General features: G+C 68.8%; 18 protein-coding genes. 6 read left to right on the top strand and 12 right to left on the bottom strand.

The window, feature by feature from the left end:
* Positions 1–2: 2 nt before the first annotated feature.
* The 6 genes from ACWH49_RS24990 to ACWH49_RS24965 form a co-directional block, all read right to left on the bottom strand.
* Positions 3–245 (bottom strand): hypothetical protein, encoded by a 243-nt coding sequence (locus ACWH49_RS24990; protein WP_448173894.1) that lies wholly within the window; start codon positions 243–245, stop codon positions 3–5.
* 204 nt (positions 246–449) lie between these two features.
* The gene (locus ACWH49_RS24985; RefSeq protein ID WP_448173893.1) at positions 450–992 is read right to left on the bottom strand and encodes a hypothetical protein; all 543 of its coding nucleotides are present in this window, start codon (positions 990–992) and stop codon (positions 450–452) included.
* Positions 989–1,369, bottom strand: a complete 381-nt coding sequence (locus ACWH49_RS24980) for a hypothetical protein (RefSeq protein ID WP_448173892.1) — start codon at positions 1,367–1,369, stop codon at positions 989–991. The genes ACWH49_RS24985 and ACWH49_RS24980 overlap by 4 nt, the downstream gene beginning before the upstream one ends.
* A gap of 35 nt (positions 1,370–1,404) precedes the next feature.
* Entirely contained in the window at positions 1,405–1,797 is a 393-nt protein-coding gene (locus ACWH49_RS24975) for a hypothetical protein (protein ID WP_056463306.1), read from the bottom strand.
* Positions 1,798–1,850: 53 nt separating this feature from the next.
* Positions 1,851–2,015: a DUF1328 domain-containing protein gene (locus tag ACWH49_RS24970; protein ID WP_082548774.1), complete on the bottom strand. Its 165-nt coding sequence runs from the start codon at positions 2,013–2,015 to the stop codon at positions 1,851–1,853.
* A gap of 185 nt (positions 2,016–2,200) precedes the next feature.
* The gene (locus tag ACWH49_RS24965) at positions 2,201–3,544 is read right to left on the bottom strand and encodes a CHASE3 domain-containing protein (protein WP_448173891.1); all 1,344 of its coding nucleotides are present in this window, start codon (positions 3,542–3,544) and stop codon (positions 2,201–2,203) included.
* A 65-nt stretch (positions 3,545–3,609) separates the two neighbouring features.
* On the opposite strand from ACWH49_RS24965, the gene ACWH49_RS24960 reads away from it, so the two are divergent.
* Positions 3,610–4,242: a response regulator gene (locus tag ACWH49_RS24960; protein WP_056463301.1), complete on the top strand. Its 633-nt coding sequence runs from the start codon at positions 3,610–3,612 to the stop codon at positions 4,240–4,242.
* A gap of 10 nt (positions 4,243–4,252) precedes the next feature.
* Here ACWH49_RS24960 and ACWH49_RS24955 read toward each other — a convergent pair whose 3' ends face one another.
* Positions 4,253–4,660: a response regulator transcription factor gene (locus ACWH49_RS24955; RefSeq protein WP_448173890.1), complete on the bottom strand. Its 408-nt coding sequence runs from the start codon at positions 4,658–4,660 to the stop codon at positions 4,253–4,255.
* A gap of 190 nt (positions 4,661–4,850) precedes the next feature.
* Between ACWH49_RS24955 and ACWH49_RS24950 the strand changes: the two genes are divergently transcribed.
* From ACWH49_RS24950 to ACWH49_RS24940, 3 genes are read left to right on the top strand one after another with little or no spacing between them, the layout of a single operon-like run.
* Positions 4,851–6,350 (top strand): ABC transporter permease/substrate-binding protein, encoded by a 1,500-nt coding sequence (locus ACWH49_RS24950; RefSeq protein WP_448173889.1) that lies wholly within the window; start codon positions 4,851–4,853, stop codon positions 6,348–6,350.
* Positions 6,351–6,385: 35 nt separating this feature from the next.
* Positions 6,386–7,765 carry a DNA recombination protein RmuC gene (gene rmuC / locus ACWH49_RS24945; protein WP_448173888.1) on the top strand — a complete coding sequence of 460 codons (1,380 nt, stop codon included), beginning with the start codon at positions 6,386–6,388 and terminating at the stop codon, positions 7,763–7,765.
* Entirely contained in the window at positions 7,758–8,987 is a 1,230-nt protein-coding gene (locus tag ACWH49_RS24940) for an MFS transporter (protein WP_448173887.1), read from the top strand. The genes rmuC and ACWH49_RS24940 overlap by 8 nt, the downstream gene beginning before the upstream one ends.
* An 82-nt stretch (positions 8,988–9,069) precedes the next feature.
* Here the strand turns inward: ACWH49_RS24940 and ACWH49_RS24935 are convergent, their stop codons facing one another.
* The 5 genes from ACWH49_RS24935 to ACWH49_RS24915 form a co-directional block, all read right to left on the bottom strand.
* The gene (locus ACWH49_RS24935) at positions 9,070–9,711 is read right to left on the bottom strand and encodes a glutaredoxin family protein (RefSeq protein WP_448173886.1); all 642 of its coding nucleotides are present in this window, start codon (positions 9,709–9,711) and stop codon (positions 9,070–9,072) included.
* A gap of 109 nt (positions 9,712–9,820) precedes the next feature.
* Positions 9,821–11,875, bottom strand: coding sequence for a M3 family metallopeptidase (locus ACWH49_RS24930; protein WP_448173885.1), 2,055 nt, complete (start codon positions 11,873–11,875; stop codon positions 9,821–9,823).
* Positions 11,876–11,900: 25 nt separating this feature from the next.
* On the bottom strand, positions 11,901–12,755 hold the full coding sequence (locus ACWH49_RS24925; RefSeq protein WP_448173884.1) for a bifunctional methylenetetrahydrofolate dehydrogenase/methenyltetrahydrofolate cyclohydrolase: 855 nt from the start codon (positions 12,753–12,755) through the stop codon (positions 11,901–11,903).
* A 61-nt stretch (positions 12,756–12,816) separates the two neighbouring features.
* Positions 12,817–13,440, bottom strand: coding sequence for a response regulator transcription factor (locus tag ACWH49_RS24920; RefSeq protein ID WP_056463286.1), 624 nt, complete (start codon positions 13,438–13,440; stop codon positions 12,817–12,819).
* Positions 13,437–15,986, bottom strand: coding sequence for a PAS domain-containing sensor histidine kinase (locus tag ACWH49_RS24915; protein ID WP_448173883.1), 2,550 nt, complete (start codon positions 15,984–15,986; stop codon positions 13,437–13,439). Before ACWH49_RS24915 ends, ACWH49_RS24920 begins: the two co-directional genes overlap by 4 nt.
* 176 nt (positions 15,987–16,162) lie before the next feature.
* On the opposite strand from ACWH49_RS24915, the gene aceE reads away from it, so the two are divergent.
* Both aceE and aceF read left to right on the top strand, forming a co-directional pair.
* Positions 16,163–18,871: a pyruvate dehydrogenase (acetyl-transferring), homodimeric type gene (aceE, locus tag ACWH49_RS24910; RefSeq protein ID WP_448173882.1), complete on the top strand. Its 2,709-nt coding sequence runs from the start codon at positions 16,163–16,165 to the stop codon at positions 18,869–18,871.
* Between the two features lie 21 nt (positions 18,872–18,892).
* Entirely contained in the window at positions 18,893–20,563 is a 1,671-nt protein-coding gene (gene aceF, locus ACWH49_RS24905; protein WP_448173881.1) for a dihydrolipoyllysine-residue acetyltransferase, read from the top strand.
* The last annotated feature ends 7 nt before the right edge of the window (positions 20,564–20,570 follow it).

Here is a 20,570-nt window from a genome sequence, read left to right as displayed (position 1 = left end):
CTTCACAGCGCCAGCGCCGCCAGCCCGATCACCGCGCTCGCAACGCACAGGGTGGTGACGAAGCGCGGCGCGACGAAATCGTGCACCGCATCGGCTGCACAGCGCACCGCGAACCAGCGGCCGCGGCAGCCGTTGCAGCGGTTGATGTGGGCGCCTAGCTCGCGCAGTTCCATCGGTGCGGTCGCGCTCGCATCCGCGATCGAGGCGGTGGTCCAGCGCGGGGCGGCTACAACATCAGCAGACATCAGGGTTCTCCATCAAGTCAAACATCGTATGGAAGCGCGACGGTCGCGTCTGTCAGCTCGACGCGTCGGGGCACGTAGGACGATTCCTAGCGCCGGATGAGACAAAAAAGAAGCGCGCCGGAGCGCGCTTTCAAGACCCCACGGGGGGAGACCGGCCTGTAGTTGCGGGAAACCGCAACCGGCGAAGGGGTCGTTGGAGGTGATCTACGGGGCCGACGCTTCCGCAAACGCGGGCGCGGCGGCCTCGGCTGGGGCTTCCGGCGTCGCGCGCGCGCCGGGCGGTGGGGCCGGGGTCGGCGTGGTCGCGCGGCGACGCGGTGGCGTCGACATCATCGCGCCGACCGTCGTCATCCAGGATTCGATCGGCAGGCTGCTGGCGAGCCGCGACGCGAGCTGCGGAACGAGTCCGGCAAACAGGGTCGAGCGCAACAGCCAGCGCCACGGACGGCCCCAGGCGAGTGCCCCGCCCACGGCCGCGGCGCCGAGGACGAGCAGCCAGGGGTGGCGCAGTGCGACGGGGCGCGCGACGGCGCCGACCGCCTCCGCGGCCACCGCGCCGACCGGACGCAGTGGATGCACCGACCACCAGTGGCGCAGCGACTCCAGCACGTCGTGCAAGAGGGGCCAGGCCAGGACGCGGTCGAGCAACGGCCGCTCGGTCCGCGGTGCGGCCGGGGCGGGCGGCGGGTCCATCGCCAGACGCAGCCGTTCGCGCGACAGCTCGATGCGAGAGATGGACGCGCTCATGACGCGTTCACCTCACGCAGCATCGCCAAGTCGGCGGCGAGTTGCTGTTTCAGATCGCTGAATCCCGGCTCGGGTGCCCGGCGGCTCGCGATCAGGCAGGCGACGCCGACCAATGCCGGAATGCCGGGTGCCGCGAAAAGCGCCCACGGCGCGAGGATGCGAGCGTCTGGGGTAACGGCCCACAGCATCAACGCGACGCCGGCGAGCACGAGCGCCACGCACAGCAGCACGAGGGCGATGGCCCCCATCAGTGCGCGCGTCTTCCACGCCGAGGCGGTCTTGCCGATCTCCTCGCCCACCAGCCCCGCGTACGCTTCGGCGTGGTCGGCCAGCAACTGGGGTTGGGTGGCGACCAGCTTGAGCAGCGGATGGATCATGGTGGGTGCGTGCGCAGGACGGATGGAGCGGCGAATCAGTAGTCGCGGCCCGAGCGGCTCATCATGCTGACGAGCGCCATCAGCGCGGCGCCGGTCGCTGCAGCGATGAGCATCGACTTGACCGGCTCGTCCTTGATGTAGCCGACGGTCGTGTCCTGGGCGCGCAGGGCCTTGTCGCGCAGCTGGGCCGAGGTTTCCTTGACCACGTCGGCGCCGCGGCGGGCCGCGGCCTCGGCCTGGCTGGCCATGCGGTTGATCAGCGGCGCGGCCTGTTCGCGGGCCGTGTCGACCTTGTCGCTCAGGCGATCGAAGGCGGCATTCGCGACGTTCTGAGTCGAGCGGATCGCGCCCGACGCGGTGTCGGCGGCGTGCTCGGCGAAGTCGGAGGCTTCCTGGCCCATGGGCTTGGCGGTGTAGGTGGTGTTCATGACAGTTCCTTTTGAAGCAGGTGGATCAGATGTGCGCGGCCCGCGGCCGCACGTCAGTTCTTCTTGATCAGGCCGAACAGGAAGCTGGCGACGGCCAGGATCGCGAACAGCACGAACAGCAGCTTGGCGATGCCCGCAGCGCCGGCAGCAATCCCGCCGAAGCCGAACAACGCGGCGATCAGGGCAATCACGAAGAAGACGACGGCGTAATGCAGCATGGCGAGACTCCTGGTTCGGTGGCGCGTGAACGCGCTTTGTTGATAGGTTCGCATCGGGACCGAGGCGATGAGGAGAGTCTGGGCCGCGGCCCTCGAACGCACGATAGGGAACGTCGCCGCCCGCCTGTCGGGGGAGGCTCTCAAGGCGTGTAGGAGCGCGCCGACGCGATGGCGTCGGCGGCGGGTCAGCTGCTCTCGGGCAGTCGGGCGCGGACGACCGTGCCGGCGCCGGGCGCGGACTCGAGCGTGAGCTGGCCGCCTTCGGTCTCGAGGCGGTAGCGCATGCCGAGCAGGCCGTGCGCGCTGCTGCGCGGTTGCGCGGTGTCGAAGCCGACGCCGTCGTCGCGCACCGAGACCTGCACCACGCCGTCGACGGAACCGACGCGCACCTCGACGTTCTTCGCCTTCGCGTACTTCGTGATATTCGTCAACGCCTCCTGGACGAGGCGGTACACCGTCAGTTCGCCGGCCGGGCGCAGGCGCACCGGCTCGATCTCGGCGTCGGCGCGAACCTCGCTGCGCTGCGCCCATTCGCGCACCAGGATGTCGAGCGCGGCGACCAGGCCCAGGTTGCTCAGCGAGGATGGCCGCAGGTCCTCGATGATGCGGCGCTTCAGTGCGATGCCGCTGTTCAGGCCGTCGCTCAGGTGCTGCAGTCGTTCGGCGACTTCGGGCGTCACGGTGCCCAGGCGCGACTTGAGCCGCGCGACATCGAGCTTGGCCGCGGTGAGCAACGCGCCGAGTTCGTCGTGCAGCTCGCGGGCGAGCCGGTGGCGTTCGTCCTCGCGCACGGTCTGGAGGTGGCGGGCCAGGTCGGTCAGCTGCTCGGTGCGGACCAGCACCTCGCCCTCGAACTGGTCGCGCTCGGATTGCACCAGCCGGCGCTGCTCCTCGCGCTGGCGCACCAGCGCGGTGGTCTGCCGCAGGTACATGTAGAGGGCCAGCAGGCTCAGCGCCGTCATCGCACTGACGCCGATCCGGTTCAGCAGCAGCGTCTGCGCCAGGCTGCGGCGCGCGACCTCGACCTTGGCGGATTCGCGCTCGAGAAGCCGCTCGCTCAGTGTTCGCACCGTATCCATCTGCTCCTTGCCGATATTGCTCAGCATCAGGTTACGCCAGGCGTCGTCCTTGTGCTCGTCGTGCAGCTTCATGGTCTCCGCGAGCTCGGACAGCTTGGCGCGGGAGGCTTGCACCACCTGCTTCATCAGGGCGTCGTTCTCCGGCTCCCGGGCGTAGTAGCGGGTCAACCAGCCCAGGGTGCTGACGACCTGTCCCTGCGCCTCGACATACGGGCGCAGGTACTCGGATCGGCCGGTGATCAGGTAGCCGCGCTGGCCGGTCTCCGCGTCGGTCAGGCTGCGCCACAACACCTGGATGTTGGTGCGCGCCTCGGACTGCGTGCCGAGCGCGACGAACGTCGTCGTCGCCTGCTGGTACGAGCTCTCGCTGATCAGGAACATCGCGAGCGCGGCCAGGGCCGCAAGCGGGAAGGCGAACGGGCTGCCGCGCAGCAGCGGAAGCAACTTCATTGGCGTCTGCATCGCGAGCACCTTAAACTCCGTGAATTCGTCACCACCACGGACCACGAACGACCATGATTCGAATCGCCATCATCGACGACCACGCAATCGTGCGGGCGGGCCTGCGCCAGTTCTTCTCCGAGCAGGTCGACCTGACCGTGGTCGCCGAAGCGTCGAGCGGCAAGGAAGCGATCGACATCGTGCGCAAAGGGCAGGTCGATGTGATCGTGATGGACCTGTCGATGCCCGACCAGAGCGGCGTCGACGCGCTCGCCGCGATCAAGGCCCGCGCCCCGGATTTGCCCGTGCTGATCCTCTCCGGCTTTCCCGAGGAGCACTACGCCACCACGTTGCTGCGGCAGGGCGCCAGCGGCTACCTCAACAAGGAATGCGACCCGGAGGAGATCGTCAAGGCGATCCGCACCGTCTACCGCGGCCGCAAGTACATCACCGCCGGCGTGGCCGAGCTGCTCGCCGACGGGCTGGGCGGTGCCGGCGACAAGCCGGCGCACGAACAGCTCTCCGAACGCGAGTTCCAGGTGTTCCTGCGGCTGGCCAAGGGCGAGACGATCGGCCACATGGCCGACAGCATGTCGCTGAGCGTCAAGACCGTCAGCACCTACCGCACCCGCGTGATGGAGAAGATGAGCCTCGCCTCGAACAGCGACCTGACCTACTACGCACTCAAGAACGGCTTGATCCAGTAAGGCCGCCACGTCACGTGGGCGCCAGCTCGCCGAAGCCGGTGGCGCCTTCGGCGAGGCGCGCGCAGTAGAGGATCAGCGCGTCGATCTCGTTCGACTTGTCGAACACGCGATTGGCGCCCAGTTCCATGCACTTGCGGCGCATGTCCGGCGTGGCGTAGTTGCTCAGCACCACGAGACTCATCGGGCGGCGCAATTCGCTCGCCGAACGCAGCACGCCCAGTCCCGAGCCGCGCTTGAGGAAGATGTCGATGATGACGAGGTCGCAGGAGTGTGCCGCTTCCGAGAGCCAGCCGATCGCGGCGGGCTCGTCTTCGGCCGAGCCGACGACCTGCACCGGAGCCAGTTCCTCGAGCGCGGCCGTCAGGTTCTCCCGGATCACCGCACTGTCTTCGACGATAAAGGCTTTGAGGGCAGGCATGTCCTGGCGAGAAACGTTGTCCGGAATACTGCAGGAAAGAAGCGTCGATTTCCGAACCGCAATCGCTGCCCCGCAGCTCGAGGGAGGTCCTCGAACAGGCCTCCCATTGTTTCTCAAAAAGCGAAGTCGTACCAACCCGCAACGGCCCGAGGGCCCGTCGGAAACGTCCTACACGGGAGCCGGTTCGAATGTGATAAGGCAAAGCCGGCGCGCGCTCGTCGCGGCACTGATACTGTCGATCGGCGGCATCGCCGTGGCGGCGCCGCTGGTCGTCGGGTCCAAGCGCTTCACCGAGTCGTACGTGCTCGGCGAGATCGTGAAGCAGACGCTCGTCGCCCAGGGCATCGCGGCCGAGCACAAGCAGGGCCTGGGCAACACCGGCATCCTGGAGCAGGCGTTGTCCAGCGGCGCGGTCGACCTCTATCCCGAGTACACCGGCACGATCGTGCGTGAACTGCTGAAGCGGCCCCAGGCCGGCGGCAACCCCTCGCTCGCGCAACTCAACGAGTGGCTCGCGCCGCGCGGGCTGAAGGCCGCCGTACCGTTCGGCTTCAACAACACCTACGCCCTCGCGATGACCGAGGCGCGCGCGGCCGAACTCGGCATCGTGCGCGTGTCCGACCTGCTCGGGCCGAAAGCGCAGGGCCTTCGGCTCGGCCTCTCGCACGAGTTCCTGGAGCGCGGCGACGGCTGGCCGGCACTCAAGGCCGCCTACGGCCTGCCGCAGACCGCGGCGGCGGGCCTGGACCACGGACTCGCCTATGACGCGGTGCGTGCCGGCACCGTCGACGTGATCGACGTGTACTCGACCGACGCCAAGATCGGCCGCTACGCGCTGCGCGTGCTGCAGGACGACCGCGGCTTCTTTCCGGCTTACGACGCGGTCCTGCTGATGCGCAGCGCCGTCGACGTGCGACCGCTGGCGCGGCTCGAGGGGCGCATCGACGCGGCGACGATGATCGCATTGAACGCGCAGGTCGAACTCGACGGGCGCAGCTTCGCCGAGGTGGCGCAGCGCTTCGTCCAGGGCAGTGGCACGCCAGCGACCGTTGCGCCGGCGCGCGGGTTCTGGCAGCGCCTGTTCGCGCCGGACTTCGCGCGGCTCGCCGGCCAGCATCTGCTGCTGGTGTTCGGTTCGGTGCTGGCCGCGATCCTGATCGGCGTGCCGCTTGGCGTGGCGGCATGGCGCTGGCCACGCAGCGCGGCGTGGCTGCTCGGGGCCGTCGCGGTGCTGCAGACGGTGCCGTCGCTGGCGCTGCTCGCGTTCCTGATCGCGGTGCTCGGCAGCATCGGACTCGTGCCCGCGCTGATCGCGCTGTTCCTCTATGCGTTGCTGCCGATCGTGCGCAACACCCATGCGGGCCTGCAGGGGGTGCCGGCCGGCCTGGCGCAAGCCGCGCTGTCGCTCGGCCTCACGTCGGCGCAGAGCCTGCGCGAGGTGCAGCTGCCGCTCGCGCTGCCCACGCTGATCGCGGGCATCCAGACCGCGGCCGTCATCAACGTCGGCACCGCGACGATGGCCGCTTTCATCGGCGCCGGGGGTTTCGGCGAACGCATCGTCGCGGGCCTGGCCGTCAACGACAACGCCGCGCTGCTGGCCGGCGCGCTGCCCGCGGCGGCGCTCGCGCTGCTCGTGCAAGGGGCATTCAACCTGATCGAGCGCTGGCTGGTGCGTGGTCCGAGGGCCTGACCCGCGCAGCGCCCGGACCGGGCGACAATCACCGCATGCCCCTCGACTGGATTCCCCTCGCGCTTCTGGCGCTCCTCGTTCTGCTCGTGCTGCTGACCTTCTGGCTCGCGCTGCGCCGCCCCGACGCGGGGCCGATCCTGCAACTCGAGCGCAGCCTGCGCGACGAGGTGGCGCGCAGCGCCGGCGGCACGCGCAGCGAGCTGGCCCAGACGCTTGCCACGTTCCAGCAGACGCTGCTGACCCAGCAGGGCGACGTGGCGCGCACGCAGAACGAGCAGATCGACAGCTTCCGCACCCAGCTCGCCGCGACCCAGCAGCATCAGGCCGATACGCTCGGCCGTTCGGGCGAACAGCAGGCCCAGTCGCTGCAGCGTTTCGCAGAGACGCTGACCGAGCAGCTGCGCTCGCTGGCGTTGTCGAACGACCAGCGCATGGCCGAGGTTCGCGCTACCGTCGAACAGAAGCTCACGGCGATCCAGCTCGACAACGAGAAGAAGCTCGAGCAGGTGCGGATGACGGTCGACGAGAAGCTGCACGCGACGCTCGAACAGCGCCTCGGCCAGAGCTTCAAGCAGGTGGCCGACCGGCTCGAGCAGGTGCACCGCGGCCTGGGCGAGATGCAGTTGCTGGCCAAGGACGTGGGCTCGCTCAGCCGCGTGCTCAGCAACGTCAAGACCCGCGGCAACTTCGGCGAGGTGCAGCTCGCCAGCCTGCTGGAAGAGGTGTTCACCGCCGAGCAGTTCGCGCGCAACGTCGAGACCATCCCGGGCAGCAACGCCCGCGTCGACTTCGCGCTGCGGCTGCCGGGCCGGCGCGACGACGGGGCGCCGCTGTGGCTGCCGATCGACGCCAAGTTTCCGCGCGAGGACTACGAGCGCCTGCTCGATGCGCAGGAGCGCGCCGACCCGGTCGCTGCCGAGATCGCCGCCAAGGCGGTCGAGATGCGCCTGCGCAATGAGGCCCGCACGATCCGCGAGAAGTACATCGCCGCGCCGCACACCACCGATTTCGGCATCCTGTTCGTGCCGACCGAGGGCCTGTACGCCGAGGCGCTGCGCCGGCCGGGGCTGGTCGAGTCGCTGCAGCGCGAGCACAAGATCATGCTGGCCGGGCCGACGACGCTGCTGGCCACGCTGAACAGCCTGCAGATGGGCTTTCGCACGCTGGCGCTGGAAAAGCGCAGCGCCGAAGTCTGGGAGGTGCTGGGCGCCGTCAAGACCGAGTTCGCGAAGTTCGGCGAGGTGCTCGCCAAGACCAAGAAGAAGCTCGACGAGGCCAGCAGCAGCATCGAGATGGCCGAGCGCCGCACCCGCGTGATGGCGCGCGAGCTGAAGTCGGTCGAGGCGCTGTCCGATACGCGCGCGCAGCTGTTGCTGCCCGGAACCGAAGAGTTCGCCGAAGACGACAGTGCCTGAGCCCGATCCGTCGACGGCGGCGCCCGTCGCCCCAGGCGAGCGCGCCGCCTCGCTCACCACCGTGCTGGTCGCGTTGATCGTCGGCCAGATCTGCCTGCACTCGACAATGGCCGGCATCCGCATGGCCGCGCCGTTGTGGGTGCTGCGGCAGAGCCACGCCGAGTGGGCGGTCGGCGTGCTGGTGGGCTTGTTCGCGGTGGCGCCGATCGCGCTGGCGATGCAGGCCGGGCGGCTCGCGGACCGGCACGGCTACCACCGGCCGATGCAGGTGGCCGTGGCGCTCACGGTGGCCGGCGGTTCGTTCGCGGTGCTCTCGACCTGGTGGACGGCGCACGACTTCATGCTGCTGTGCCTGGGCGCCGTCTTTGCCGGCGCGGGTGCGAACTACGGTCTGATCGCGATCCAGCGCACCGCCGGCCGCAGCGCGCGCAATGCCACCGAACTGAAGCGCGTGTTCAGCTGGCTCGGCCTCGCGCCGGCGCTGTCGAACGTGACCGGGCCGGTGCTGGCTGGCGCGTTGATCGACCTGGGCGGCTTCCGGATGGCCTTCACGGCGCTCGCACTGCTGCCGCTGCTGGGCCTGTGGTCGGCGCGGCGCGTGCCGGTCGAGGTGCCACCGCCGCAGCCGCCGCGCGCCGCCGCGCACAGCTCGTGGGCGCTGTTGCGCACGCCGGGGCTGCGCCGGCTGCTGCTGGTCAACTGGCTGGTGTCGGCGAGCTGGGACGTGCACACCTTCGCGATCCCGATCCTCGGCCACGAGCGCGGGTTCAGCGCGTCGGCGATCGGCCTGGTACTCGGCGTGTTCGCCGGCGCGGTGGCGCTGGTGCGGCTGGCCATTCCCGTGCTGGCGCACCGGCTGCGCGAATCGCAGGTGCTGGCCGGCGCGATGCTCGGCACCGGCGCGGTCTTCGCGGTCTACCCGCTGGTGCACTCGGCCTGGACGATGGCCGCGTGCGCGGTGTTTCTCGGCCTCGCGCTCGGCTCGGTGCAGCCGATGATCATGACGACGCTGCACCAGCTCACGCCGCACGACCGCCACGGCGAGGCGATCGCGCTGCGTTCGATGACGATCAACTTCTCGAGTGCGGTGATGCCGCTGGCGTTCGGCGTCGCTGGTGCCGCGGTCGGCGTCGCGTCGCTGTTCTGGGTGATGGGGGCGCTGGTCGCCGCCGGCAGCACCCAGGCGCGCCGGATCAGATCGAGCGCGACCGTGCCGCGCTGAGGCGCCCCTGAGCGCCGGGCCGCCCCAAGCCAGGGGCGACACCCTCTGGGGGTGGCTGCGTACCCGCAGCCGGAGGCTTCATTCAGAACTTGATGCCGGAAGGATTGGCCGGCGCGGGGGCGGCCGGCGTCTCGGCGGCCGGTGCGGACGCCTCGGCCGCCGGCGGCTTGACTTCGCGGCGCTCGACGATCGGCGTGGCCGCCGCGTACTGGTAGCTGGCCGGCAGGCGCGATTCGCGCGGGTAGCCGGCGGCGTCGAGGTACGAGCCCCAGACCTCGGGCGCCAGGCCGCGCATCATCTGTGTGCCGATCGCCAGCGCCGGCACGTCGCGCGAACCGACCAGCCGTTCCAGCGCCGCGGCGTCGTCGGCGCTCTGCACCTGCTTCTCGGCGTATGGCACGCCGCGCTGGCGCAGCAGCTGGCGCGCGGCGTCGCAGGGGCTGCAGGCGCCGGTCATCGTGTAGAGGGTGACCGGGTAGCGCGCCGCGGGTTGACGCAGTTCGAGCGGCAGCGCGACATCGACCGCGCCGCCGCCGGTGCTGCGGCTGCCGATCGCGGTGACCTTGCCGCCCGCCGTGGCGGGCGGCCGGTCGGTGTACGTGATCTTGCCGTCGGGGCCGACGACCTTGTACTGCGCCTGGGCCGGCGCGACCGCGATCAGCGCGACCAGCGGGGCCCAGCACAGCCAGGCGAGCCGGTTCGTGGAGACGCGGTCTTCGTTCATGGAAACTCCGGGCAACAATTGATGGGCGAATCTACCGCACGCGCCCGGGCGCTTCAAGGGCGCGACACCCCCGAGTGCCGGGGTGGTGCGACACAGGTCGCGGATCGCGTCAATCCAGGCCCTGGTGCCGCAGCAAGGCGTCGATGCGCGGCTCGCGGCCGCGGAAGGCCTTGAAGCTGTCGAGCGTGCTGCGGCTGCCGCCGGTCTCGAGCACCGCCTCGCGCAAGCGGCGCCCGGTGGCCACGTCGAGCACGTCGGGCGCTTCCTCGAAGGCGCTCCAGGCGTCGGCCGAGAGCACCTCGGCCCACTTGTAGCTGTAGTAGCCGGCTGCGTAGCCGCCGTCGAAGATGTGGGTGAAGGTGTTGAGCGAGCGGCTGAACGGCGGCGGGGTCAGCACCGCGATGTCGGCGCGCACCGCATCGACGATCGCGGCCACCTGCGTCGGCGCCGACGCATCGGTGTGCAGCCGCATGTCGATCAGCGACAGCTCGACCTGGCGCAGCGTCTCCAGCCCGCTGTGGAAGTTCTTGGCGGCGAGCATGCGGTCGAACAGCGCGCGCGGCAGCGGCGCGCCGGTGTCGACGTGGGCCGTGAGGCGCTTGACGACGTCCCATTCCCAGCAGAAATTCTCCATGAACTGGCTCGGCAGCTCGACGGCGTCCCACTCGACGCCGGAGATGCCCGACACGCCAATGTCGTCGATCTGCGTCAGCATCAGCTGCAGGCCGTGGCCGAACTCGTGGAACAGCGTGGTGACGTCGTCGTGCGTCAGCAGCGCCGGGCGCGCGACGCCATCGACGACGACCGGCGGCGCGAAGTTGCAGATCAGGTTGGCGACCGGCGTCTGCAGGTGGCCCTCGGGGCGCAGCCAGCGATCGCGCACGTCGTCCATCCACGCGCCCGGGCGCTTGCCGGCGCGTGCGAACAGGTCGAGGTAGAACTGGCCGACCAGGCGCGGCGTGCCGTCGACCGCGCCCGGGTCGTCGCGCTCGATGCGGAAGAAGCGCACGCTTGGATGCCACACCGGCGCGGTGTCGGGGCGGATGCGCACCTCGAACACGGTCTCGACGATGTGGAACAGCCCTTCGAGCACCTTCGGCTCGGTGAAGTACTGCTTCACCTCCTGTTCGCTGAACGCGTAACGCTGCTCCTTGAGCCTCTGGCTCGCATAGGCGAGATCCCAGGCCTGCAGCTCGGGCAGGCCGAGTTCGTCGCGCGCGAAATCGCGCAACTCCGCCAGGTCGCGCAGCGCGCCCGAGCGGGCGCGGTGCCCCAGGTCTTCGAGGAAGCCGATCACCTGCGCCGGGGACGTCGCCATCTTCGGCACCAGCGACAGGTCGGCCGGGCTCGCGTAGCCGAGCAACTGCGCTTCTTCCTGGCGCAGCTCGAGCAACTGGCGGATCAGCGGGCCGTTGTCGAGGGCGGCCGGGCCGAACTCGCTGGCGCGCGTGGTATTCGCGCGGTACAGGCGCTCGCGCAGCGCGCGGTCGCGGGCGTACTGCATCACCGGCAGGTAGCGCGGGTACTGCAGCGTCAGCTTGTAGCCGGGCTGGCCGTCGGCCTCGGCGGCCTGGCGGGCGGCCTGAAGCACGTCGTCGGGCATGCCGTCGACCTCGGCGGCACTGGCGTAGTACGCGTAGCCGTCGGTCGCATCCAGCACGTGTTCGGAGAACTTCTGGCCGATCTCGGCCTGCAGGTCCTGCAGCTCGGCGTAGCGCTCGCGGGCCACGCCCTCGAGCTCGGCGCCCGAAAGCTTGAAGTCGCGCAGCGCGTTGGCCAGCGCGCGCAGCCGCGGTGCCGGCAGCTGCGCCGAGCGCGGGTCGGCGAGCACCGCCCTGTACTTGGCGAACAGCCGCTGGTCGGCGCCCATGCGGGTGTAGAGGTCGACGACCTTGGGCATGTTGGCGTTGTACGCGTCGCGCAGCGCGGGGGAATCGGCGACGGCGTTCAGGTGGCCGATGGCGCCCCACGCGCGCCCGAGCCGCTCGGTCGCGACATCGAGGACGGCGGACAGCGCGTCGTAGTCGGCCGGCGTCGCGTCGCTGGTCGCGAGGTCGAGCGCGGCATCGGCGGCGGCGAGCAGCTGGTCCATCGCCGGCGTGATGTGTTCGGGGCGGATCGCGTCGAAGCGGGGCAGGCCGTCGGTGCTGAGCAGGGGATTCATGTCCATTCGATCGTTCCCGAAGTGATTAGCGCGCGGCCGCCCGCTCGGCGGATTCCAGCGTGTTGACGAGCAGCATCGCCCGCGTCATCGGGCCGACGCCGCCGGGCACCGGCGTGATCCATCCGGCGACCTGCGAGACGCCGGCGAAGTCGACATCGCCGCACAGCTTGCCGTCGTCGTTGCGGTTCATGCCCACGTCGATCACGACGGCGCCGGGTTTGACCATCGCCGCCGTCAGCACGTTGCGCTTGCCGACCGCGGCGACGACGACGTCGGCCTCGCGGGTCAGCGCGCCGATGTCCCTGGTTCCGCTGTGGCAGATGGAGACGGTGGCGTTGGCTTGCAAGAGCAGCAGCGCCATCGGCTTGCCGACCGTGTTGCTGCGGCCGATCACGACCGCGTGCTTGCCGCGCAGGTCGATGCCCGTGGTCTCGATCAGCTTCATGCAGCCGTACGGCGTGCAGGGGCGGAAGCCGGGCAGGCCGGTCATCAACTCGCCGGCACTCAGCGTGGAGAAGCCGTCGACGTCCTTCGCGACCGAGATCGCCTCGATCACGCGGTGCGGGTTGATGTGCCGCGGCAGCGGCATCTGCACCAGGATGCCGTGGATCGTCGGGTCGGCATTGAGCGCCGCGATGCGCGCCAGCAGCGCGGCTTCGGCGTATTCGGCCGGGTAGGTCTCGAGCACCGAGCGGATGCCGGCGCCCGCGCAGTCGTTGACTTTATGCTTCACATAGACCTGCGAGGCCGGGTCGTCGCCGACCAGGATCACCGCCAGACCGGGCTGGTGGCCGCGGGCGGTCAGCGCCGCGGCGCGCTCGCCGATCTCGGCTCGGATGGATTTGGCAAGTGCGTTGCCGTCGATCAGTTGGGCGGCCATCACGGGTTCCTTGAATGCAAAAGGCCGCTGGTGAAGCGGCCTTTGGAGTGACGCGGTATGGTCAAGCCTTCGCTTGCGCCCCCAGCGCGATCTTCAGCAGATCGGCCACGGTGTTGGCGTTGAGCTTTTCCATGATGTTGGCGCGGTGCGCCTCGACCGTCTTGATGCTGATGCCGAGGTCGTCGGCGATCTGCTTGTTCAGGCGCCCGGCGACGATCCGCTCCAGCACCTGTGCCTCGCGGGTCGTCAGGCGCGACAGCAGCGCGTCGCGGCTGGCCGCCTCCTGGTGCTTGGAGAAGTCGACGCGGGCGCGGTCGAGCATCTTCTCGACCAGCGCGACGAGCTCTTCCTCCTTGAACGGCTTCTCGATGAAGTCCTCGGCGCCTTTCTTCATCGTCGTCACGGCCATCGGCACGTCGCCGTGGCCGGTGATGAAGGTGACGGGCAGCGGCGAGCGGCGTTCGAGCAGGCGGTCCTGCAACTCGAGGCCGCTCATGCCGTCCATGCGGATGTCGGCGATGAGGCAGGCCACTTCGCGCGGATCGAAGCGCGACAGAAAGGACTCGGCGGAATCGAAGCACTTGACCCGGTAGTCCTTGCCTTCGAGCAGCCATTGCAAGGAGTCGCGGACCGCCTCGTCGTCATCAACGACATAGACCGTGCCCTTTTTCGGAATCAAGCTCATGAATTGACAGTCGCCTTGGAGATTGAGAAGGGCTCGGAAGACGAGCTCTGGACCGGCAGCGTGAACGAGAAACGGCAGCCCACTGCGGTCTCGCCATTGTAGAGGTTCTGCGCCTTGATCCGGCCGCGGTGGCTCTCGATGATCGAGCGGCACAGCGACAGGCCGATGCCCAGGCCCTCGACCTTGGTCGAGAAGAACGCCTCGTACATGCGCGCGATCACTTCGGGCGCGAGGCCGGGGCCCATGTCGGTGACGCTGAACTCGATCACCTCGCCTTCGTCCGGCGTGTGGCGCGGCACCACGCGCAACTCGATGTTGCGGCGCGCCGGCGGCAGCTTGGCGTTGTCGATCGCCTCGGCGGCGTTCTTCAGCAGGTTCAGCACCACCTGCTCGATCAGGATCGGATCGACCAGCAGCACCGGCAGCCGCTGCGCCACGTAGGTGTGGATCGCGACGTTGCGGCGGCGCAGCTCGATGCCGGCGAGTTCGACGGCGTCCTCGACGATGCTGGTCGCCTGCGACGGCTGGCGTTGCGGCTCGCTGCGTTTCACGAACGAACGGATGCGGTGGATGATCTGGCCGGCGCGCTGCGCCTGCTTGGAGGTCTTCTCGAGCGCGGCGATCAGGTCTTCCTTGGCGATCGCGTTGTTGTTGACGCGCGTGATGATGCCGTTGCAGTAGTTGGTGATCGCGGTCAGCGGCTGGTTCAGCTCGTGCGCGACCGACGAGGCCATCTCGCCCATCGTCACCAGCCGGCTCGTCACCTGCGCCTTGTCGGCCTGGCTCTGCGCCAGCGCCTCGGCGCTGCGCCGCGCGGTGATGTCGGTGGCGATCAGCATCTGCGCGAGCCGGCCGTCGGTCCACTGCAGGTAGCGCGCACGCACCTCGAACCACTTGGCGAGCGGCTCGATGTAGACCTCGCGCGAGTCGGAGCCGGCCTCGGTCAGCTCCTGCGTGGGCAGGCCGCCGAAGTTGTCGACCGAGTCGTCCATCTCGGCCGCGAGGTAGGGCACGCCGGCCTCCGCGCCGGCGAGCAGCGCATGGCCCTGCGATTCGGCGCCGAACCAGAGCCGGTACGAGCGGTTCGCGAACAGCAGTTCGCCCTGCTGCACCGACAGCACCGAGACTGCCGCGTCCAGCCCCTCGAGCACGGTCGTGAAGCGCTCGTGCGAGGCCGACAGCTGATCGCGGATCCGCTTGGCCTCGGTGATGTTGGTCATCGAGGTCATCCAGCCGGTCTGCACGCCCTTCGGGTCGATCAGCGGCGAGACGTACATGCGCGAGTCGAACAGCGAGCCGTCCTTGCGCATGATCTTCACCTCGATGCCGCCGGCCGGGCTGCGGCCCTGCAATTCCTGCTGCAAGAGGCGCGCGTTCTCTTCGAGGCGATCGGGCGGCCAGTGCGGGAAGGGCGGGGTGCGGCCGACCAGTTCCGACTCGAAGAAGCCGGTCATCGCGCAGAAGGCCGGGTTCACGTACGTGATGCGGCCTTCCAGGTCCATCGCGCGCATGCCGGTCAGCATGGAGTTCTCCATCGCGCGGCGGAAGTTGGTCTCCGAGACCAGCGCGCCCTGCATCTGCAGGCGGCGGCGCATGTGGCGCCAGGTGCCCAGCAGCATCCAAACCGTCAGCACCGACAGCGCAGCCACCATCCAGAACAGGGTGTTGCTGATCAGGCCGATCGAGGTGCGGTAGCCGTGCACGCGCAGGATGAGACCGTTCGCTGCCGGCGCCAGCGGCAGCTGGTAGACGATGGACGGCTTCGGCGGCTTGGCGCCCGGCATCTGCGTGACGGTGCTGGCGTAGACATGCTCGCTCGCGTCGGTCAGCGTGATGGTGTGGCGGCGCGAGACCTCCGGCGGGAGATTGCGGCGCATCAGCGCCTCGATCGAGTATTCGGCGATCAGCGCGCCAGCGAATGCGCTGCGTTCGAGCAGCGGCACCTGGACCTGGAACACCGCGTTGCCGAGCGAATCGACGAACGGCCGGGTGTAGACCGGTTGACGCTGCGCGCGGGCGGCGGCGAAGCCGGCCTCGGTCGGCGAGTCGCTCCCCTCGACCGGCAATGCGGCCGGCGTGTCGTCCGGCGTGGCACCGGCCTCGGCCGGGAAGCTCGTCGCCGAATAGCTGGCGCGCGGGGCTCGCGCCGCGTTGACCCAGACCAGGTTGGTGATCTCGGGCCGCTCGCGCGTGAAGCTGCCCGCTTGGGCAAGGAACTGGTCGTGGTCGATCGCGCGGGTGACGATCTCACGTGCGATCCGTACCAGCTGTTCCTGGTTCTCGATCAGGCGCAGGCGGATCTGGGTCTGCGCGATCTCGGCATCGCGCTTGACCGATTCCTGGCCCCGCTCGAATTCCTCATTGCGCAGATACCAGAACGCCAAGATGATGGCTGCGAGAAAGAGGAGCACCGAGACCAGCGGACCCAGCGTCGCGTACCGATCCTGGCGGGCGGCCGACTGGCGCCGCCACCAGCGCCCGAACAGCTTTTCGGGCCAGGTTCGGGCGGGGCGCGGTTTGGTGGTGGCCTCGAGGGCAGGTTGCATGGCGGAATTATCAAGGGTGGCGCGTTCAAGCCCCGAACCGATGGAGGTAAGAAGCCCGATCAACGGGCCTTCGGACGCAGAAATTCACAATATGAAATCGCTTCGCACCATTTGGAACTTCACGGGAGTTGTGAGAGACTTCCGCGCACCCGACAAATTCGATCAAGGAGACAAGCATGTCAGCACAGCCTGATTCATTCCTCGGAGCCGCCGCCAATGACGCAGACGCCCAGGAAACCCGTGAATGGTTGGACGCACTTTCGGCCGTGATCGGCGCGGAAGGCGGTGAGCGCGCGCACTTTCTGCTGGAGACGCTGATCGACCACGCGCGCCAGGCCGGCATCGACGTGCCGTTCTCGGCCAATACCGCCTACGTCAACACGATTCCGGCCGACCAGGAAGAGCGCACGCCCGGCAACATCGAGATCGAGGAACGGCTGCGCACCTACATGCGCTGGAACGCGATGGCGATGGTCGTGAAGGCGAACCGCCTGCACCCCGCCGACGGCGGCGACCTGGGCGGCCACATCTCGAGCTTCGCGTCGCTGGCGACCATGTTCGGCACCGGTTTCAACCACTTCTGGCACGCCGAAAGCGAAGGCCACGGCGGCGACCTGCTCTACATCCAGGGCCATTCGTCGCCCGGCGTCTATGCGCGCGCGTTCATGGAAGGCCGCCTGAGCGAGGAACAGCTGCTCAACTTCCGCCAGGAGGTCGACGGCAAGGGCATCTCCAGCTACCCGCACCCGAAGCTGATGCCGGACTTCTGGCAGTTCCCGACCGTCTCGATGGGCCTGGGCCCGCTGATGGCGATCTACCAGGCGCGGTTCCTGAAGTACCTGCACGCCCGCGGCATCGCCGACACCAGCAACCGCAAGGTCTGGGTGTTCTGCGGCGACGGCGAGATGGACGAGCCCGAATCGTTGGGCGCGATCGGCCTGGCCGCGCGCGAGAAGCTCGACAACCTGATCTTCGTCATCAACTGCAACCTGCAGCGCCTGGACGGCCCGGTGCGCGGCAACGGCAAGATCATCCAGGAGCTCGAAGGCGAGTTCCGCGGCTCGGGCTGGAACGTCATCAAACTGCTCTGGGGCAGCTACTGGGACCCGCTGCTGGCGCGTGACAAGGACGAGATCCTGCGCAAGGTGATGATGGACACGGTCGACGGCGACTACCAGGCGATGAAGGCCAACGACGGCGCGTTCGTGCGCAAGAACTTCTTCGGCCAGCACCCGAAGCTTCTCGAGATGGTCGCGAAGATGAGCGACGACGACATCTGGCGCCTGAACCGCGGCGGCCACGACCCGCAGAAGGTCTACGCCGCGTTCCACAAGGCCGTCTCCACCAAGGGCCAGCCGACCGTGCTGCTGATCAAGACGGTCAAGGGCTTCGGCATGGGCAAGAGCGGCGAGGGCAAGAACACCGCGCACCAGACCAAGAAGCTGCTCGACGAGGACCTGAAGGTCTTCCGCGACCGCTTCAACATCCCGCTGACCGACGAGCAGCTCGCCGACATCCCCTTCATCAAGCCGGCCGACGACACGCCGGAGATGAAGTACCTGCACGAGCGCCGCAAGGCCCTCGGCGGCTACCTGCCGCACCGCCGCCAGAAGGCCGACGAGAAGCTGAACGTGCCGCCGCTCGAGACCTTCAAGGCCGTGCTCGATGCGACTGCCGAGGGCCGCGAGATCTCGACCACGCAGGCGTTCGTGCGCTTCCTGACGCAGTTGCTGCGCGACAAGGAACTCGGCCCGCGCGCGGTGCCGATCCTGGTCGACGAGGCGCGCACCTTCGGCATGGAAGGGCTGTTCCGCCAGATCGGCATCTACAACCCCGCGGGTCAGAACTACACGCCGGTCGACAAGGACCAGGTGATGTACTACCGCGAGGACAAGTCCGGCCAGGTGCTGCAGGAAGGCATCAACGAGCCCGGCGGCATGAGTTCGTGGATCGCGGCGGCGACGTCGTATTCGACGAACAACCGGATCATGATCCCGTTCTTCGTCTACTACTCGATGTTCGGCTTCCAGCGCATCGGCGACCTGGCCTGGGCCGCCGGCGACATGCAGGCGCGCGGCTTCCTGCTCGGCGGCACCTCGGGCCGCACGACGCTGAACGGCGAAGGCCTGCAGCACGAGGACGGCCACAGCCACATCCTGGCCAGCACGATCCCGAACTGCATCAGCTACGACCCGACCTTCGCGCACGAGGTCGGCGTGATCCTGCACCACGGCCTGAAGCGCATGGTCGAGGACCAGGAGAACGTCTACTTTTACCTGACGCTGCTGAACGAGAACTACCCGATGCCGGGCCTGAAGGCCGGCACCGAGGAGCAGATCATCAAGGGCATGTACCTGCTCGAGGAAGGCGCCAAGAAGACCCCGCGCGTCAACCTGCTGGGCAGCGGCACGATCCTGCTCGAGAGCGTCGCGGCCAAGAAGCTGCTGGAAGAAGAGTGGGGCGTCGCCGCAAACGTCTGGAGCTGCCCGAGCTTCAACCAGCTCGCGCGCGACGGCCAGGACGCCGACCGCTGGAACCTGCTGCACCCGACCGAGAAGAAGCAGCGCGTGCCGTTCGTGACCGAGCTGCTCGACAAGCAGCCGGGCCCGGTGATCGCCTCGACCGACTACATGAAGAACTACGCCGAGCAGATCCGCGCGTTCATCCCGAAGGGCCGCACCTACCGCGTGCTCGGCACCGACGGCTTCGGCCGCAGCGACTTCCGCAGCAAGCTGCGCGAGCACTTCGAGGTCAACCGCCACTACATCGTGGTCGCCGCGCTGAAGGCGCTGGCCGACGACGGCTCGGTGCCGGTGGCCAAGGTCGCCGAGGCGATCAAGAAGTACGGCATCAACGCCGACAAGATCAACCCGCTGTACGCCTAACAAGACCCCGGAGACAAGAACATGGCACTGGTTGAAGTCAAGGTCCCGGACATCGGCGACTTCGAAGAGGTCGAGGTCATCGAGCTGCTGGTCAAGCCCGGCGACACGGTGAAGGCCGAGCAATCGCTGATCACGGTCGAGAGCGACAAGGCGTCGATGGAAATCCCGTCGTCGCATGCCGGCGTCGTGAAGGAGCTGAAGGTCAAGCTCGGCGACAAGGTCAAGGAAGGGTCGCTGGTGCTGATGATCGAGGCGGCGGGTGACGCCGCCTCCGCCGCGCCTGCCCCTGCGCCCGCCGCCGCGGCGCCTGCCCCTGCGGCTGCGCCCGCGCCGGTCGCTGCGCCCGCCCCCGCACCGGCCGCGAGCGCCGGACCCGTGGATGTGCTGGTCCCCGACATCGGCGATTTCGACGAGGTGACCGTCATCGAGGTGATGGTCAAGGCTGGCGAGACGATCAAGGTCGAGCAGAGCCTGATCACCGTCGAGAGCGACAAGGCCTCGATGGAGATCCCGTCGTCGCATGCCGGCGTGGTCCACGACGTCAAGGTCAAGGTGGGCGACAAGGTCAAGATGGGCAGCCTGGTGGCCGTGATCCAGGCGACCGGCGGGGCGGCTGCGCCGGCCGCAGCGGCGGCTGACGCGGCTCCGGCGCCAGCGACCGCTTCCGCGCCGGCGCCCGCGGCCGCCCCGACCGCCGAGAAGGCCCTGCCCACGGCTGCGCTGCCCGCCCACGAGCCCACCGCGCCGAAGGGCAACCTGCCGCACGCGTCGCCGACGATCCGCAAGCTCGCGCGCGAGCTCGGCGTGCCGCTCGAGGAAGTCCAGGGCAGCGGTCCCAAGGGCCGCATCACCCAGGACGACGTGCACCGCTTCGTCAAGGGCGTGATGGCCGGCAGCGTGCAGACGGCGGCGCAGAAGTCGGCGGCACCGTCGGCGGCCGCTTCGGCCGGTGGCGGCATCCCCGGCCTGCTGGCCTGGCCGAAGGTCGACTTCACGAAGTTCGGCGCGGTCGAGCGCAAGGACCTGTCGCGCATCAAGAAGCTCAGCGGCGCGAACCTGCACCGCAACTGGGTGCTGATCCCGCACGTCACGAACAACGACGACGCCGACATCACCGAGCTCGAGGCCTTCCGCGTCTCGACCAACAAGGAGAACGAGAAGTCGGGCGTCAAGGTCACGATGCTCGCCTTCGTGATCAAGGCGGTCGTCGCGGCGCTGAAGAAGTTCCCGGAGTTCAACACCTCGCTCGACGGCGACCAACTGGTCTACAAGCAGTACTTCCACATCGGCTTCGCGGCCGACACGCCGAACGGCCTGGTGGTGCCGGTGCTGCGCGACGCCGACAAGAAGGGCATCCTGCAGATCAGCACCGAGATGGGTGAACTGGCCAAGAAAGCGCGCGACGGCAAGCTCGGGCCTGCCGACATGACCGGCGGCTGCTTCTCGATCAGCTCGCTCGGCGGCATCGGCGGCACGCACTTCACGCCGATCATCAACGCACCGGAAGTGGCGATCCTCGGCCTGTCGAAGAGCGCGATGAAGCCGGTGTGGGACGGCAAGCAGTTCGTGCCGCGCCTGACGCTGCCGCTGTCGCTCTCCTACGACCACCGGGTGATCGACGGGGCGCTGGCGGCCCGCTTCAATGCCTATCTCGGGCAGGTCTTGGCCGACTTCCGCCGCGTGCTTCTCTGAGTCGCGC

It is taken from the genome of Rhizobacter fulvus (assembly GCF_964020785.1).
This window is presented reverse-complemented; position numbering and strand designations above follow the sequence as displayed.

Excerpts from the sequence above, each read along its gene's own strand:
- ACWH49_RS24990 (WP_448173894.1), bottom strand. The coding sequence starts at position 245 with ATGTCTGCTGATGTTGTAGCCGCCCCGCGCTGGACCACCGCCTCGATC.
- ACWH49_RS24985 (WP_448173893.1), bottom strand. The coding sequence starts at position 992 with ATGAGCGCGTCCATCTCTCGCATCGAGCTGTCGCGCGAACGGCTGCGT.
- ACWH49_RS24980 (WP_448173892.1), bottom strand. The coding sequence starts at position 1,369 with ATGATCCATCCGCTGCTCAAGCTGGTCGCCACCCAACCCCAGTTGCTG.
- ACWH49_RS24975 (WP_056463306.1), bottom strand. The coding sequence starts at position 1,797 with ATGAACACCACCTACACCGCCAAGCCCATGGGCCAGGAAGCCTCCGAC.
- ACWH49_RS24970 (WP_082548774.1), bottom strand. The coding sequence starts at position 2,015 with ATGCTGCATTACGCCGTCGTCTTCTTCGTGATTGCCCTGATCGCCGCG.
- ACWH49_RS24965 (WP_448173891.1), bottom strand. The coding sequence starts at position 3,544 with ATGAAGTTGCTTCCGCTGCTGCGCGGCAGCCCGTTCGCCTTCCCGCTT.
- ACWH49_RS24960 (WP_056463301.1), top strand. The coding sequence starts at position 3,610 with ATGATTCGAATCGCCATCATCGACGACCACGCAATCGTGCGGGCGGGC.
- ACWH49_RS24955 (WP_448173890.1), bottom strand. The coding sequence starts at position 4,660 with ATGCCTGCCCTCAAAGCCTTTATCGTCGAAGACAGTGCGGTGATCCGG.
- rmuC (WP_448173888.1), top strand. The coding sequence starts at position 6,386 with ATGCCCCTCGACTGGATTCCCCTCGCGCTTCTGGCGCTCCTCGTTCTG.
- ACWH49_RS24935 (WP_448173886.1), bottom strand. The coding sequence starts at position 9,711 with ATGAACGAAGACCGCGTCTCCACGAACCGGCTCGCCTGGCTGTGCTGG.
- ACWH49_RS24930 (WP_448173885.1), bottom strand. The coding sequence starts at position 11,875 with ATGAATCCCCTGCTCAGCACCGACGGCCTGCCCCGCTTCGACGCGATC.
- ACWH49_RS24925 (WP_448173884.1), bottom strand. The coding sequence starts at position 12,755 with ATGGCCGCCCAACTGATCGACGGCAACGCACTTGCCAAATCCATCCGA.
- ACWH49_RS24920 (WP_056463286.1), bottom strand. The coding sequence starts at position 13,440 with ATGAGCTTGATTCCGAAAAAGGGCACGGTCTATGTCGTTGATGACGAC.
- ACWH49_RS24915 (WP_448173883.1), bottom strand. The coding sequence starts at position 15,986 with ATGCAACCTGCCCTCGAGGCCACCACCAAACCGCGCCCCGCCCGAACC.
- aceE (WP_448173882.1), top strand. The coding sequence starts at position 16,163 with ATGTCAGCACAGCCTGATTCATTCCTCGGAGCCGCCGCCAATGACGCA.
- aceF (WP_448173881.1), top strand. The coding sequence starts at position 18,893 with ATGGCACTGGTTGAAGTCAAGGTCCCGGACATCGGCGACTTCGAAGAG.